Below are 13255 nucleotides of genomic sequence, written 5' to 3'. Positions count from 1 at the left end.
CCTCCTCTTATTCCTGCTTGGTCAGGATCGTTTTAGGGTGAAGCCGCATGACTGATACAGACGGCAGTAATGTGGCGATGACGGCAATTGCGACGCCGATCCCGCCAAGAATCAGAAGGTCATTCAGCGAGACGTTTACCTGCATTGTACTGATGACATCCGCGCCGGATGAATGCTGACCGAACATGCCGCCCCAGCCGCTTGTTTGCTGCTGTGAATCATCGGCTGAGCTGACCTGCTGGGAAAGAAGCTGATTTCCGAGCTGATTCGCCACAAGGCTGCCCGTGACGGATGCGATCCCGATGGCAATAACGGCGACAACCAGAATTTCCGTTAAGAATTGTCCGATGAGCTTCCAGCGCTTTTCGCCGATCGCCATCAAGACACCCATTTCATACTTGCGTTCCCTGATCGACATCATCACGATCAACCCGAGAATGACCGCGCCCGCGATGGATACAAGGTATACCACGTTTTTAGAAAATGACGCGACATTTTCAATCGGGCCGACCATTTGCTGATACACCTGATCATTTGTCGTCAGCGCGTAGGTTTTATCATCTATAGATGTTTTTTTCGCAGCCGCAACGAATGAGTCAATATATTTGGCATCATCCATATAATAAACAGCTGAGCTGATTTTGTTTTTGTTATCAGACCCTTTTAACGCCGCCGCGGCGGTGTAAGGCGTATAGATTTTATTGTCAGGATTTAAGAATGAAAAATGCTGTGCCTGATCGTCTCCTGATGATGTTGTTTTATAGATTCCCACAATTTTAAGCTTCGTTTTCACAGAATCATCCGCTGCTGAGGAAACGGTAATGGAGCCGCCGACCTTCAGTTTGTTTTGATCTGCCAGCGTTTCATTAATCACGGCGACTTTTGCGTTCTCATCTGTTTTTGTGATGGCGCGTCCGTCAGTGATTTTTGAGCTCCCGCCTGTGAAATCATCAAGCAATGCCGTAGAGAGCACGCCTTCGATCGAGATATCAGCTGAAATCATCTGTCTTCCGCCGCCTTGAAAACGGCCGGCGCCGGAACGGTTATCGGCTGATTCGCCTGAGCTTTTTATCGCGTCAAAGCTTTCTGCATTTGCTGACGCTGTCGTGAGGAAGTTGTAATTTTTAACATGCTGTAAAGATGTAAGCTTCTTGGCATCTGAGACGGAAATCGGCGTTGATTCAAACGTCCTCTTTTCACCGTCTTTTTGCTGCTGCGCCATTTGCTTTTGGCGGTCAGCCTGGAGTGTGACGCTCCCGCCGAGCTGCTGCCTTGCCAGTTCGCTTGATTTCTTTGCCGCTGACTGGATCGTAAGACCGGACAGGACAAAAATGCAAATCACTGAAAACACAACCAGCTGCAAAAATGTTTTTCCCTTTTTTGCCTTCATGCTCCAAAAGGCTCTTTTTATAAAGTTCATGTCTGTTCCTCCGTGTGGGTGTCAGATCTTGTAAAACCGGCCTTCTTTAGCACCGGCCATCCGATATGTATATAGTAGGAGAAATGTATGAAAAAAATATGAACAAACTATTTCCGGGTGATGAAATAAAAACTAACAATTGTGAAACCCGAAAACACCCGGGTAAAATGGTGCTATTATAAGAAAAAGCGTGAAGATAAGCGGAGGAACCAATGAAGATATTAATGATAGAAGACAATATAAGCGTATGCACCATGACGGAAATGTTCTTTTTTAAAGAAGGATTTGAAGCCGAATTTGTCCATGACGGAGTGGAAGGCTATCAGCGTTTCACGGAAGAGGACTGGGATTTGGTCATTCTGGACATTATGCTTCCATCCATGGACGGAGTGACGATCTGCCGGAAAATAAGAGAGACGAGCAGTGTGCCGATTATTATGCTGACCGCAAAGGACACGGAGTCTGATCAGGTGATCGGGTTTGAAATGGGGGCGGACGACTATGTCACCAAGCCGTTCAGCCCGCTGACGCTAGTAGCGCGGATTAAAGCGGTGATCAGAAGATACCGGGCGACGGGGCAGGCCGTTAAAAGCGACGACTTGATCGAAACGGCGTGTTTTTCAATCAATAAGAAGACGCGGGAAGTGTTTCTGCACGGAAAACCTGTCGAGAATCTGACGCCGAAGGAATTCGATCTGCTCTTTTATCTCGCACAAAACCCGCGCCAGGTTTTTTCGAGAGAGCAGCTGCTTGAGCAGGTGTGGGGCTATCAATTTTACGGCGATGAACGTACGGTTGATGTTCATATTAAACGGCTGCGCAAAAAACTGTCCAGTGAGGAAAAACCGTTTTTATACACGGTGTGGGGGGTAGGATACAAATTTGATGAGGATTAAATACTTATATCAGCTGCTGTTAAGTCATGTCAGCATTTTGATTTTGGCCTTTTTCATCATCATTTCCCTGTTTTCGCACTTTGTGAAAGATTTTGCGTATCAAAATAAAGTGGATGAGCTGTCATCTTACGCCCAGCAGATCACAAGTGAGCTGAACGGCCGCGAGCTTGATCTGCGCCGCCTGTATCCGTATCAGGACATGTTAAAAACGCGCGAGACCAGGTTTATTATTTTTGATGAACATCAGCGGCCTTACTTTTTTCCTGACGATATGCCGCCGCGCGAGAAGCTGAAAAGTAAAGAGTGGCACATGCTGAAGCAAGGGAAAACCGTTCAGATCAGAGCGGAGATGAACCGTTTTAATACGGAAGGCTTAGAAGTATCGCTTGTCGCAAAACCGCTTTTTATCAACGATCAATTTAAAGGCGCGGTGCTGCTCGTGTCTCCCGTCAGAGGGGTCGAGCAGATGATCAGCCAGGTCAACCGCTATATGATTTACGCGATCATCAGCACCCTGATCATCACGATTCTGCTGAGCTGGCTTTTATCTAAATTTCACGTCAAGCGGATTCAGACATTGCGGGATGCGACCGGAAAAGTGGCATCCGGTGATTACGATATTTCGCTCAAGAACAGCGGCGGCGATGAAATCGGCATGCTGGCGTCTGATTTCAACACCATGGCCAAAAATCTGAAGCAATCGAGAGAGCAGATTGACCGCCTCGAAAAACGGAGGCGCCAATTTATCGCCGATGTCTCCCATGAGCTGAGAACGCCTTTGACGACCATTAACGGACTTGTGGAGGGGCTTAACAGCAACACCATCCCGGAAAAAGATAAAGAGAAATGCTTCTCGCTGATCAGCGAAGAAACGAAGCGGATGCTCAGGCTCGTGAAAGAAAACCTGGATTATGAAAAAATCAGATCCCAGCAAATCAAACTGGACAAGCTCAGTCTGCCGCTCATCGAGGTGTTTGAAATTATTAAAGAGCATCTCAATCAGCAGGCGGAGGAAAAACAAAATCAACTGCGAATTCAAGTGGAGGACGGCGTCAAAGTGTTCGCCGATTATGACAGGCTGATCCAGATTCTCGTCAACATCACGAAAAACAGCATTCAATTTACGCAAAAGGGAGACATCACGCTGCGCGGGTATGAAGGCTATAAAGAAACGGTGATTGAAATCGAAGACACCGGGATCGGCATCTCCAAAGAGGAAATTGAGCATATATGGGAGCGGTTTTATAAGGCGGACGTGTCCCGGACGAATACGGCATACGGCGAATACGGACTCGGCCTGTCCATCGTCAGGCAGCTCGTCGAAATGCACAAGGGCACGATAGATATTGACAGCGAAAAAGGAAAAGGCACGACCTTTACAATCCGCCTTCCGCTGAATACGAAACATGAATCATCTTGAAAGCGGCGGTCCCGTCTGGCCGCCGTCTGTTTTAACTCCACTCGGAAAATTGCGCTCTGCCGAAACAAAGTTTGCGTGTTTTTCGGGATGGAAAGAGACGGAAACGTGATAAAATAACTGGTAAACAGGTCTTGGATGGGGAGGGTGAAGGAATGAAGAGCGGGTTAATTCCTTCTTCAGCAGTCGGGCAGAAAATTAACGAGTGGTATCGATACATCAGAACATTCAGCGTGCCGGATGCGGAGATCTTGAAGGCCGAGATCAAACAAGAGCTTGACCATATGGAGCCTGATTCGAACTTAGTGCTTTATTATTCCCTCATGGAATTTCGCCATCAGCTGATGCTGGACTACTTGGAGCCGCTGGAAAAACTGAAGATAGAAGACCAGCCGACCCTGTCGGAAATTCTTGATAACATTGATAACAGCCAGGCCGGCCTCAAAGGGCTTCTCGATTATTACGTCAACTTTTTCAAAGGCATGTTTGAATTTGATAAAAGAGAATTTATCTCAGCGATTACATATTATAAACAAGCTGAGAAAAAACTGGCCTTCGTATCGGACCACGTGGAACGGGCAGAGTTTTATTTTAAAGTGGCCGAAGCTTATTATCATATGAAACAAACGTATTTTTCTTTGATACATATAAAAAACGCTTATGAAATTTACGTAGAGCAGGACACATATAACGTCCGGATCATTCAATGCCATTTTGTATTCGGCGTCAATTTAATGGATGAAAGGCGCTTTGAACAGGCGGCCAAACATTTTCAGCACGCTCTGCAAATGGCCGAAAAAGAACAAAAAGCGCAGCTTGTCGGGAGGGCGCTGTATAACCTCGGACTGTGCTACTACAATCAGGACCGCATCGGCGAAGCGATTCCGTACTTTGAACGGGCGGTCGATACATTTGAATCACAAAGAATCGTCAATTCTCTTCCTCAAGCATATTTTCTAATCACACTCATTTACTTTAAACTCGGAAAAAAAGAAAAAGCGTCGGAATATCACAAGCGGGGATATGAATATGCTAAAGAAACAGACGATCCCGTTTATACGGTAAAATTCGAATGGCTGCAGGCTCTGTATCAGGCGAAACCGGATGAGGAAACAATCAGCGCGTGTTTCCGTTACCTGGAAGATAAAAATTTATACGCCGATATAGAGGATTTAGCACTAGAAGCAGCTAAATATTACTATGAACAAAATTGCTTTAAAATTTCTTCTGACTATTTTCTGAAAGTCGAAGAGGCAAGGAAACAAATACAAAGGAGTGAGGGTTTGTATGAAATTGAAATCTAAATGGTTTGTTATTTGTTTAGCAGCCGCCGCGATTTTTACAGTGACAGGTGCAGGCCAGACAGATCAGGCTGAATTCCATGTAGCTGAAAGAGGAATGACGTGAGAAGAAAATAACCTGAACAAAGGAAAAGACTGCCCGAGAATGTTCTCGGCAGTCTTTTTTGCGCGGCCGGACTTGGACAGCGGCGGAAAACAAAAGAAAACGCCGCAGGTCAAAACCCGCAGCGTCCTCATATAGACGGAGTGATGTTTAGAAACCGCCAACGAAGGCAGTACCTACAATAATCAACAGGATAAATAAAACAACGATCAAAGCGAAAGAGCTGACTCCAGAATATCCTGACATGAGCTTCACCTCCATATTGTCTATACCATACAATATGTAAAAGAAGCTGTTTTGTAAGGGATATTAGTGGACAAGAGAAAAAAGAGGCGGTGCCCTATGAGAGTAAGACTCCGGCGAAAAATTCGTCATACAGCGCACGCACCGCGTGTTTTTCCTGTTCTTCTTTCACTCCGAACATCATGCTGACTTCCGATGACCCTTGATTGATCATCTCGATGTTGACGCCGGCTTCCGACAGGGCTTTGGATGCCCTGGCGGTTGTGCCGACATTATGGCGCATCGCTTCCCCGACGACCATAATCAGCGCCAGATTGTGCCTGACTGTGACTTCATCTGCTTGAAGTTCCTGCTTCAGGCGGGTGACGAGCCTGTGTTCCAGTTCTGAGTCCATCTGATTGTGCCGAAGGATGATCGTGATGTCGTCAATGCCGGATGGAACGTGTTCATACGTCAATCCTTCTTCCTCCAAAATGTGAAGGGCTTTGCGGCCGAAACCGATTTCCCGGTTCATTAAATATTTGCTTATGTAAATGCTGCAAAAGCCCGTGTCGCTTGCGATGCCGATGACTGGCCCGTTCGTATTGTCACGGCTGCTGACGACCCGCGTTCCTTTCGCATCCGGATTATTCGTATTTTTAATCTGAACGGGGATGCCGGCCCGAAATGCGGGAATCAGCGCTTCATCATGAAAAACGGAAAATCCGGCATAGGAGAGCTCACGCATTTCCCGATACGTCAGTTCGTTAATTTCTTTCGGATGCCGCACGATTGACGGGTTGACGGAATAGACGGCGTCCACATCAGTAAAGTTTTCGTACAGGTCGGCTTTTAAGCCGCTGGCGAGAATGGAGCCGGTAATATCAGAACCGCTCCTGGAAAACGTCACAATCTCATGCTCCTTCGTGTAACCGAAGAATCCCGGAAAAATGATCAAGCCTTCACGGTTTCTCAGACGGTACAAATGATCATAAGACTCAGGGAGCACCTGCGCGCTTCCGGGTTCATTCGTCACAAACAGCCCCGCTTCTTTCGGACTTACGTATTCCGCTTTCACGCCCTGCCGTCGGAAGTAGGCTGCGATCAGCTTCGCGTTGTTGTCCTCGCCGCTCGCCTTCACCGCATCCATATATTGTTTGGGATTGGTTTTACAGCTGTTTAAAAGAGCGAATAGGTCACTGCGGATTCTTTCTATAATAGAGAAATCCAGGTTCAGCTCACGCGCGATGGCGGCGTACCGTTCAATGACCGTTTCGGCAAGCTCGGGCGCTGCACCTTTTTGCAAATAATGCTCCGCACAGCGGATTAACAGATCCGTCACCTTTGTATCGTCCGAGAAGCGTTTTCCCGGCGCCGATACGACGACGGCTTTCCGCGCGGGATCAGCCGTCACGATTTGAAACACTTTCTCAAGCTGGGCTCCTGACGCAAGAGAGCTGCCTCCGAATTTTACAACTTTCATGATTTACATCCCCTAATATTTAAATTTTCTCACAAATTTAATTTTTATTATCTCTCTTTCAAACATGTAAATCAAGGATTTTTTCTACGTGGGGAGAACATTTGTATTTTCATGGAGGAATTTTGCCGCTGTTTGTCAGATTTGTTTCCCTCAAGCGTGTCATCATGTGCAAAAAATGATAAGCAGCCAAATGAAGGTTATAGAAAATCCTGCAAATTCTTGATAGACTGATTGTAAGACAATTTAGTGTACGGCCCGCGGATGACCGCTTTTGAAAGCAAAACTGTATTGACTGCGCTTGGAAAGATGATAAGATTATAATTGTCGTTGATAATGATAATCATTACGAGTGGGATATATGGGAGTTGTTTGGCAATCAGTCATACCGTTTGTGATGGGTGCAGGGAGGCAGCATGAAGCTACGTTACTTACTTTTGCTACTGGCGGTTTTGGCGTGTACTTCTATATTTATCGGTGTAGAAGATTTGTCGCCGCTGGATATTTTTCATTTAAATAAAGAACAGGCAGGTACATTGTTTGACAGCCGGCTGCCGCGTTTGGTGAGCATTATCATCGCCGGCATGAGCCTGAGCATCTGCGGATTAATCATGCAGCAGATCAGCCGGAATAAATTTGTATCGCCGACGACTGCGGGAACGATGGACTGGGCAAGGCTCGGAATTTTGATTTCATTAATGCTTTTTACGTCAGCGAGTCCGCTTGTGAAAATGTCTATCGCTTTCGTTTTCGCGTTGGCGGGAAATTTCCTTTTCATGAAAATCCTCGAGAGAATCAAGTTCAATGATGCGATTTTTATTCCTCTCGTCGGTTTAATGCTTGGGAACATCGTCAGCTCAATCGCCACGTTTATCGCATATAAATATGACCTGATCCAAAACCTGTCGTCTTGGCTGCAGGGAGATTTCTCACTGGTCGTCAAAGGCCGGTATGAGCTTTTATATCTGAGTATCCCGCTGGTGATCATCGCTTATGTGTATGCGGATAAATTTACGGTGGCGGGAATGGGAGAGAGCTTTTCCGTCAATCTCGGCCTGAAATACAAACGCGTCGTTAATATCGGTCTGATTATCGTGTCGCTCATCGCTTCACTGGTGATCCTGACCGTCGGGATGCTGCCGTTTCTCGGTTTGATCATTCCCAATATGGTGTCGATTTACAAAGGGGACAACCTGAGGAGCAGCCTGCCTCACACCGCTCTGCTGGGCGCTGTTTTTGTGCTGTTTTGCGACATTTTGGGAAGAGTGATTATCTTCCCGTACGAAATTTCCATCGGCCTGATGGTCGGTGTTATCGGCAGCGGCATCTTCCTGTATATGCTGTTAAGGAGAAAAGCATATGAGTCATAATAAAAAAATTACGCTGCTGGCGGCGCTCGCCATGATATGTATCGGATTCTTCCTGTTCTACGGACTGGGCAATTGGGAATACTCCCTGCCGAGACGATGCTTCAAAGTGCTTGCCATGATGCTCACCGGAGGAGCGATCGCGTTTTCGACGGTCATCTTCCAGACGATTACAAATAACCGCATACTGACACCGGGCATTTTAGGCCTCGATTCCCTGTATATGCTCATTCAGACCGTCATCGTGTTCCTGTTCGGTTCAATGAATATCGTCATGATGAACAAAAATCTTAATTTCGTCATCTCCGTCGGGCTGATGGTGCTCTTGTCACTCGTTTTGTATCAGCTCATGTTTAAAGGCGAGGGGCGGAACGTGTTTTTCCTTCTGCTTGTCGGCGTCGTGTTCGGCACGCTGTTCAACAGTCTGTCATCCTTTATGCAGATGCTGATTGATCCGAATGAGTTCCAGGTTGTTCAGGACAAAATGTTTGCCAGCTTTAACAATATCAACACCGATCTTTTATGGTTTGCCGGTGCTGTCTTTCTTCTGACGGGCATTTATGTCTGGCGGTTCACGCGGTTTTTTGACGTGCTGTCGCTCGGCAGGGAGCACGCCGTCAACCTGGGGATTGATTACGATAAGCTTGTGAAACAGATGCTCATTGTCGTCGCCATTCTTGTGTCTGTCTCTACGGCTCTTGTCGGACCGATTATGTTTTTAGGACTGCTTGTCGTCAATCTGGCGAGAGAGTTTTTAAAAACCTACAGGCACACGTATTTAATCGCGGGTTCTGTCCTGATCAGCATCGTCGCGCTCGTCGGGGGCCAGTTCGTCGTGGAGAAAGTGTTCACGTTTTCCACGACGCTGAGCGTCATCATTAATTTTGCCGGCGGGATTTATTTTATCTATCTGCTGTTAAAGGAGAATAAATCATGGTAGAGGTCAAAAATGTAAGCAAACAATACGGAGGGAAAACCGTCCTTGAGAAAACGTCTCTATCCATTCAAAAGGGCAGGCTCACCTCATTTATCGGTCCGAACGGCGCGGGAAAAAGCACGCTGCTGTCTATCATGAGCCGGCTGATTAAGACGGATTCCGGGGAAATCACGGTCGACGGGCAAGAGATCGGGGCCTGTAAAAGCAACGATCTGGCAAAAAAAATCAGCATCCTGAAGCAGACGAACCAAATCAATATCAGGCTGACGATTAAAGACCTGGTCAGCTTCGGCAGATTTCCGTATTCCCAGGGGAAACTGACGGATGAAGATTGGGTGCATATCAACCAGGCACTCAGTTATATGAAGCTGGATGACTTAAAGGATAAATATCTCGATCAGCTCAGCGGAGGCCAGTGCCAGAGGGCGTTTATCGCGATGATCATCGCTCAGGATACGGACTATATTTTTCTCGATGAGCCGCTGAACAATTTAGATATGAAGCATTCCGTTGAAATGATGAAGCTGTTGAAGCGGCTTGTGGAAGACTTCGGAAAAACGGTCGTCGTAGTGATTCACGATATCAACTTCGCATCCGTATATTCAGACCATATCGTTGCACTGAAAAACGGCCGGATCGTCAAAGAAGGGCCGGCGGAGGAGATCATTGAAACCTCCGTGCTTGAAGATATTTATGATATGACCATCCCGATTCAAGAGATTGACAGTCAGCGGATCGGTGTGTACTTTTCTTAAAAACCAGATGAGGTGAAAATCATGAAAAAATTCGCATTGCTATTCATTGCGCTCGTTACGATTTTTGTTGTTTCTGCATGCGGAAACGGGGACAAAACATCAGGCAAATCAAAAGAAACAATCACAATCAAAGATGACCTGAACAAAGAAGGCGTCAAAGTGCCGAAGAATCCGAAAAAAGTCGTCGTATTCAACTTCGGAATGCTGGACACGATGGATGAACTGGGTTTACAGGATCATGTGGCGGGGCTTCCGAAACAAAACATTCCAAAATACTTATCTTCATATAAAAGTGATAAATACACCAATACAGGCGGTTTAAAAGAACCGGATTTTGAAAAAGTCGCGGATATTGACCCGGATTTAATCATTATCGCTCACAGACAATCTGATTCTTATAAAGAGTTCTCAAAAATCGCGCCGACGATTTACCTTGATGATGACTATACAAACTACGTTGACAGATTCAAGCACAACACCGATGTGATCGGCAAAATCTTTAACAAAGAAAATGAAGTGAAAGATAAGCTTGCGAAAATTGACAAATCCATTGCGGATCTGAAGAAAAAGACAAGCAGCACGGATAAAAACGGGTTAGTGGTGATGGCGAACGACGGCAAAATCAGCGCGTTCGGATCTAAATCAAGATACGGCTTCATTCATGATGTGTTCGGCGTCAAACCGGCTGACAAAAACATCGAAGCCTCATTGCACGGACAAAGCATTTCTTATGAATATATCGCCAAAACAAACCCTGATTATATGTTTGTCGTTGACCGCGGAACAGCGATCGGCACAAAATCTTCAACAAAACAAGTGGTTGAAAATGATTATGTAAAATCGGTGAAAGCCGTGAAAAACAACCATGTTGTCTACCTTGATTCAGCTACATGGTATTTATCAGGAGGCGGCCTGGAATCCATGGCGCAAATGGTGAAAGAAGTTAAAGACGGAATCGAGAAGTAAAAAAAGAACCCGGTCACATATGTGATCGGGTTCTTTTTGGTTTACCGCGTAACGGCCTGCTGCTGCTCGGGCTGACGCGGTTTTTTCTTCAATATAAAAGATAGGAGGAAGCCGGCCAGCGCGATGCAGGCGGCTACGACAAATGCCGCATTCATGCCGTGCAGGGCGGCGTTTGCCGGAGTTGTCGCATTTGCGTGCGCGGCCTGGCTGCTCATCACGGAAACTAGCAGCGCCGTACCGATAGAACCGCCGACTTGTCGGACGGTATTGTTCATGGCTGTGCCGTGCGGAATTAAGTGGCGCGGCAGGGCGTTGATACCCGCTGTCGTCACCGGCATCATAATCATGGCTGTTCCCAAAAGCCGCGCGGTATAAACGACGACAATCCAAATGAGAGACGTCGAGTCCGTCAGATTCATAAACGGCAGGGACGTGAGCAGGATGATGAAGAATCCGGTCATCGCAAGGCCCTTTCCGCCGATTTTGTCAAACACCCGGCCGATAAACGGAGACATCATCCCCATCACAATCGCGCCCGGCAAAAGCATTAATCCGGTATCAAACGCGGATACGCCCCGGACTTTTTGCGTGTAAAGCGGGAGAATGGTTTCCGTTCCGATCAGCAGCGCGAAAACAAGCGTTCCGAGCAGGGTGGTCAGGCTGAAAATCCCGAAAGAAAACACACGGAATTCCAGCATCGGTTTTTTGAGCTTCATCTGTCTTGCGATAAAGAAAATCAGCGCGACCGCTCCGACAAGCAGCGAAGTCAGCACTTCAGTACTGGTCCACCCTGATGAACCGGCGCTTGAGAAGCCGTAAAGCAGACCGCCGAATCCGAGGGTCGATAAGATCACAGATAAAATATCAATCTGTGTTTCTCGTAATGTCGTGACGTTTTTCATCAGAATAATCGCTAAAAGCAAATCGATGACTGCGATCGGGAAGATAATATAAAACAAAGACCGCCAAGAGAATGCTTCGACCGCCCATCCGGAAAGCGTCGGGCCGATCGCCGGCGCGAACGAAATAACCAAGCCGACCATACCCATGGCGCGGCCGCGCTTTTCCATCGGGAAAATCGTGAGAAATACCGTCTGCATGAGCGGCAACATAATTCCGGCGCCGGCCGCCTGAATAATCCGGGCCGTTAAGAGCACCGGAAAGTTCGGGGCGAATGCGCCGACAATGGTGCCCGCCGTGAAAATACTCATGGCGGAAATCAAGAGGGTGCGGCTTGTGAATTTCTCTATTAAAAACGCGGTAATCGGAATCAAAATCCCGTTCGTCAGCATAAACGACGTTGTCAGCCATTGCGCTTTGTTGGCGTCTATATTGAAGTCATTCATAATGTGCGGCAGCGCCGTAATAAGCAGTGTCTGGTTCAAAATGGCGACGAACGCACCCGCCAAAAGAATCCCGACAATGACAGAGCGGTTGTATGGTGCAGTTTTAATACTCTTATTCAAGCTGATTCCTTCTTTCTTTATAGTTTGAGCAATGTTTTAACGGCTGCAAGCGGCTGGTGCAGCGGTCCGGCCTGCTCCAAATAACCGATGAGCGCTTTTATAAGAAAATCTCGCGGCTGTTTGTCCGCTGATTCTTTCTCCAGCATAGCCGCAGCGGAAGCGAGTCCTGCGGCGTCATATTTTTCCTCCGGAAGGGCTGAGACGGCTTCTTTCAGTTCCTTCAGGCTTTCAGCCAGCAATACGGTTTTGTCTTTCGGCTCAAATGAGGAAGCGGAGGCGGTATAAAGGTCAATCATCTCCTGAGGCAAAGCGGTTTCGGTTGTCCTGTTTTCGACGATGAGATTGAGATGGCGGATGATAAACTCCGTGAGCGGCTCCAGGGCGAGCGGTTCTTTTTCCAGCTTAATCAGCGTGATGCATTCTCTCAGGAGCCCCTGCAGGACGATCACCAGCTCCCATACATAAGGAATAATGTCTTCGCCGTACGTCTGAATCAGTGAATCGCGATGCCAGCAGATAAAGGTGGAGCGGGCCCTGTGAATATGCCGTTTTACCCGCTCATTAATGGAAGAGGGGCTTCCGTACATCAGCATATTAAAAAATTGCTGATTGCGCCTGAAGCCTTCAAGCTCAGCCATCAGTTTTTTGGCAAACCGTTCCTCAGGGGAGAGGCTTGTTTCTTCATTCAATAATGAAGCCGCGGCTACCATCTGTTTCTGGTTAAAGTCGAGCAGCTCCAACAGCAGGTCTTCCTTTGATTCAAACAGCTTATATAAAGATGCTTTGGAGACTTTGCACTCCTCTGCGATCGCCTGCATCGAAACCGACGAAAAGCTTTTCCCGGAAAAAAGCTTTCTTGCCGCCAGCAGAATATCCGTTTTCTTATCATTCATAAGCCCAGATTCCTTCTTTCGTCACAATAGAA

At 47.0% G+C, this 13255-nt stretch carries 13 protein-coding genes; 8 read left to right on the top strand and 5 right to left on the bottom strand.

All coding sequences use genetic code 11. The annotated features are described in order from the left end of the window. Nucleotides 1-7 precede the first annotated feature (7 nt). Nucleotides 8-1420: an ABC transporter permease gene (locus BZ167_RS07695; RefSeq protein WP_053104586.1), complete on the bottom strand. Its 1413-nt coding sequence runs from the start codon at nucleotides 1418-1420 to the stop codon at nucleotides 8-10. 212 nt (nucleotides 1421-1632) lie between these two features. On the opposite strand from BZ167_RS07695, the gene BZ167_RS07690 reads away from it, so the two are divergent. The 4 genes from BZ167_RS07690 to BZ167_RS07675 all read left to right on the top strand — a co-directional run bounded on the left by BZ167_RS07690 (nucleotide 1633) and on the right by BZ167_RS07675 (nucleotide 5140). Beyond that, nucleotides 1633-2316 carry a two-component system response regulator YclJ gene (locus BZ167_RS07690; RefSeq protein WP_007410267.1) on the top strand — a complete coding sequence of 228 codons (684 nt, stop codon included), beginning with the start codon at nucleotides 1633-1635 and terminating at the stop codon, nucleotides 2314-2316. Beyond that, the gene (locus BZ167_RS07685; RefSeq protein WP_020955322.1) at nucleotides 2303-3736 is read left to right on the top strand and encodes a two-component system sensor histidine kinase YclK; all 1434 of its coding nucleotides are present in this window, start codon (nucleotides 2303-2305) and stop codon (nucleotides 3734-3736) included. Before BZ167_RS07690 ends, BZ167_RS07685 begins: the two co-directional genes overlap by 14 nt. 152 nt (nucleotides 3737-3888) lie before the next feature. Beyond that, on the top strand, nucleotides 3889-5037 hold the full coding sequence (locus tag BZ167_RS07680; protein ID WP_007410270.1) for a Rap family tetratricopeptide repeat protein: 1149 nt from the start codon (nucleotides 3889-3891) through the stop codon (nucleotides 5035-5037). Then, nucleotides 5021-5140 (top strand): phosphatase RapC inhibitor PhrC, encoded by a 120-nt coding sequence (locus BZ167_RS07675; RefSeq protein WP_003156334.1) that lies wholly within the window; start codon nucleotides 5021-5023, stop codon nucleotides 5138-5140. Before BZ167_RS07680 ends, BZ167_RS07675 begins: the two co-directional genes overlap by 17 nt. A 147-nt stretch (nucleotides 5141-5287) precedes the next feature. On the opposite strand, the gene BZ167_RS07670 is transcribed toward BZ167_RS07675, so the two are convergent. Then, nucleotides 5288-5398 (bottom strand): YjcZ family sporulation protein, encoded by a 111-nt coding sequence (locus BZ167_RS07670; protein WP_369878517.1) that lies wholly within the window; start codon nucleotides 5396-5398, stop codon nucleotides 5288-5290. Nucleotides 5399-5477: 79 nt separating this feature from the next. Beyond that, nucleotides 5478-6842: an aspartate kinase gene (locus BZ167_RS07665; protein ID WP_015239155.1), complete on the bottom strand. Its 1365-nt coding sequence runs from the start codon at nucleotides 6840-6842 to the stop codon at nucleotides 5478-5480. Between the two features lie 413 nt (nucleotides 6843-7255). Here BZ167_RS07665 and BZ167_RS07660 point away from each other — a divergent pair, with 413 nt between their 5' ends. Genes BZ167_RS07660 through BZ167_RS07645 form a run of 4 tightly spaced genes read left to right on the top strand, consistent with a single transcriptional unit; the run spans nucleotide 7256 to nucleotide 10864 of the window. Further along, nucleotides 7256-8209: an ABC transporter permease gene (locus tag BZ167_RS07660; protein WP_015239156.1), complete on the top strand. Its 954-nt coding sequence runs from the start codon at nucleotides 7256-7258 to the stop codon at nucleotides 8207-8209. Continuing rightward, a complete protein-coding gene (locus tag BZ167_RS07655) occupies nucleotides 8199-9146 on the top strand; it encodes an iron chelate uptake ABC transporter family permease subunit (protein WP_014416905.1) in 948 nt (315 codons plus the stop codon). The genes BZ167_RS07660 and BZ167_RS07655 overlap by 11 nt, the downstream gene beginning before the upstream one ends. Next, on the top strand, nucleotides 9140-9898 hold the full coding sequence (locus BZ167_RS07650; RefSeq protein WP_003156330.1) for an iron ABC transporter ATP-binding protein: 759 nt from the start codon (nucleotides 9140-9142) through the stop codon (nucleotides 9896-9898). Before BZ167_RS07655 ends, BZ167_RS07650 begins: the two co-directional genes overlap by 7 nt. Nucleotides 9899-9919: 21 nt before the next feature. After that, nucleotides 9920-10864: a siderophore ABC transporter substrate-binding protein gene (locus BZ167_RS07645; protein ID WP_061047178.1), complete on the top strand. Its 945-nt coding sequence runs from the start codon at nucleotides 9920-9922 to the stop codon at nucleotides 10862-10864. A gap of 41 nt (nucleotides 10865-10905) precedes the next feature. Here the strand turns inward: BZ167_RS07645 and BZ167_RS07640 are convergent, their stop codons facing one another. Both BZ167_RS07640 and BZ167_RS07635 read right to left on the bottom strand, forming a co-directional pair. Beyond that, nucleotides 10906-12330: an MDR family MFS transporter gene (locus BZ167_RS07640; protein WP_007410276.1), complete on the bottom strand. Its 1425-nt coding sequence runs from the start codon at nucleotides 12328-12330 to the stop codon at nucleotides 10906-10908. Nucleotides 12331-12347: 17 nt separating this feature from the next. Then, nucleotides 12348-13223, bottom strand: coding sequence for a TetR/AcrR family transcriptional regulator (locus tag BZ167_RS07635; protein ID WP_042634829.1), 876 nt, complete (start codon nucleotides 13221-13223; stop codon nucleotides 12348-12350). Nucleotides 13224-13255: the final 32 nt, after the last annotated feature.

The organism is Bacillus sp. 275, assembly GCF_001999205.1.
In the GTDB taxonomy this organism is placed as follows: domain Bacteria; phylum Bacillota; class Bacilli; order Bacillales; family Bacillaceae; genus Bacillus; species Bacillus velezensis.
The sequence above is the reverse complement of the archived record's forward strand: the minus strand, read 5'-3'. Positions and strand labels throughout refer to the sequence as shown.

What these genes read in the sequence shown, in the direction of transcription:
- BZ167_RS07690 (WP_007410267.1), top strand. Translation starts at nt 1,633, where the DNA reads ATGAAGATATTAATGATAGAAGACAATATAAGCGTATGCACCATGACG.
- BZ167_RS07650 (WP_003156330.1), top strand. Translation starts at nt 9,140, where the DNA reads ATGGTAGAGGTCAAAAATGTAAGCAAACAATACGGAGGGAAAACCGTC.
- BZ167_RS07675 (WP_003156334.1), top strand. Translation starts at nt 5,021, where the DNA reads ATGAAATTGAAATCTAAATGGTTTGTTATTTGTTTAGCAGCCGCCGCG.
- BZ167_RS07645 (WP_061047178.1), top strand. Translation starts at nt 9,920, where the DNA reads ATGAAAAAATTCGCATTGCTATTCATTGCGCTCGTTACGATTTTTGTT.
- BZ167_RS07655 (WP_014416905.1), top strand. Translation starts at nt 8,199, where the DNA reads ATGAGTCATAATAAAAAAATTACGCTGCTGGCGGCGCTCGCCATGATA.
- BZ167_RS07695 (WP_053104586.1), bottom strand. Translation starts at nt 1,420, where the DNA reads ATGAACTTTATAAAAAGAGCCTTTTGGAGCATGAAGGCAAAAAAGGGA.
- BZ167_RS07660 (WP_015239156.1), top strand. Translation starts at nt 7,256, where the DNA reads ATGAAGCTACGTTACTTACTTTTGCTACTGGCGGTTTTGGCGTGTACT.
- BZ167_RS07635 (WP_042634829.1), bottom strand. Translation starts at nt 13,223, where the DNA reads ATGAATGATAAGAAAACGGATATTCTGCTGGCGGCAAGAAAGCTTTTT.
- BZ167_RS07680 (WP_007410270.1), top strand. Translation starts at nt 3,889, where the DNA reads ATGAAGAGCGGGTTAATTCCTTCTTCAGCAGTCGGGCAGAAAATTAAC.
- BZ167_RS07665 (WP_015239155.1), bottom strand. Translation starts at nt 6,842, where the DNA reads ATGAAAGTTGTAAAATTCGGAGGCAGCTCTCTTGCGTCAGGAGCCCAG.
- BZ167_RS07670 (WP_369878517.1), bottom strand. Translation starts at nt 5,398, where the DNA reads ATGGAGGTGAAGCTCATGTCAGGATATTCTGGAGTCAGCTCTTTCGCT.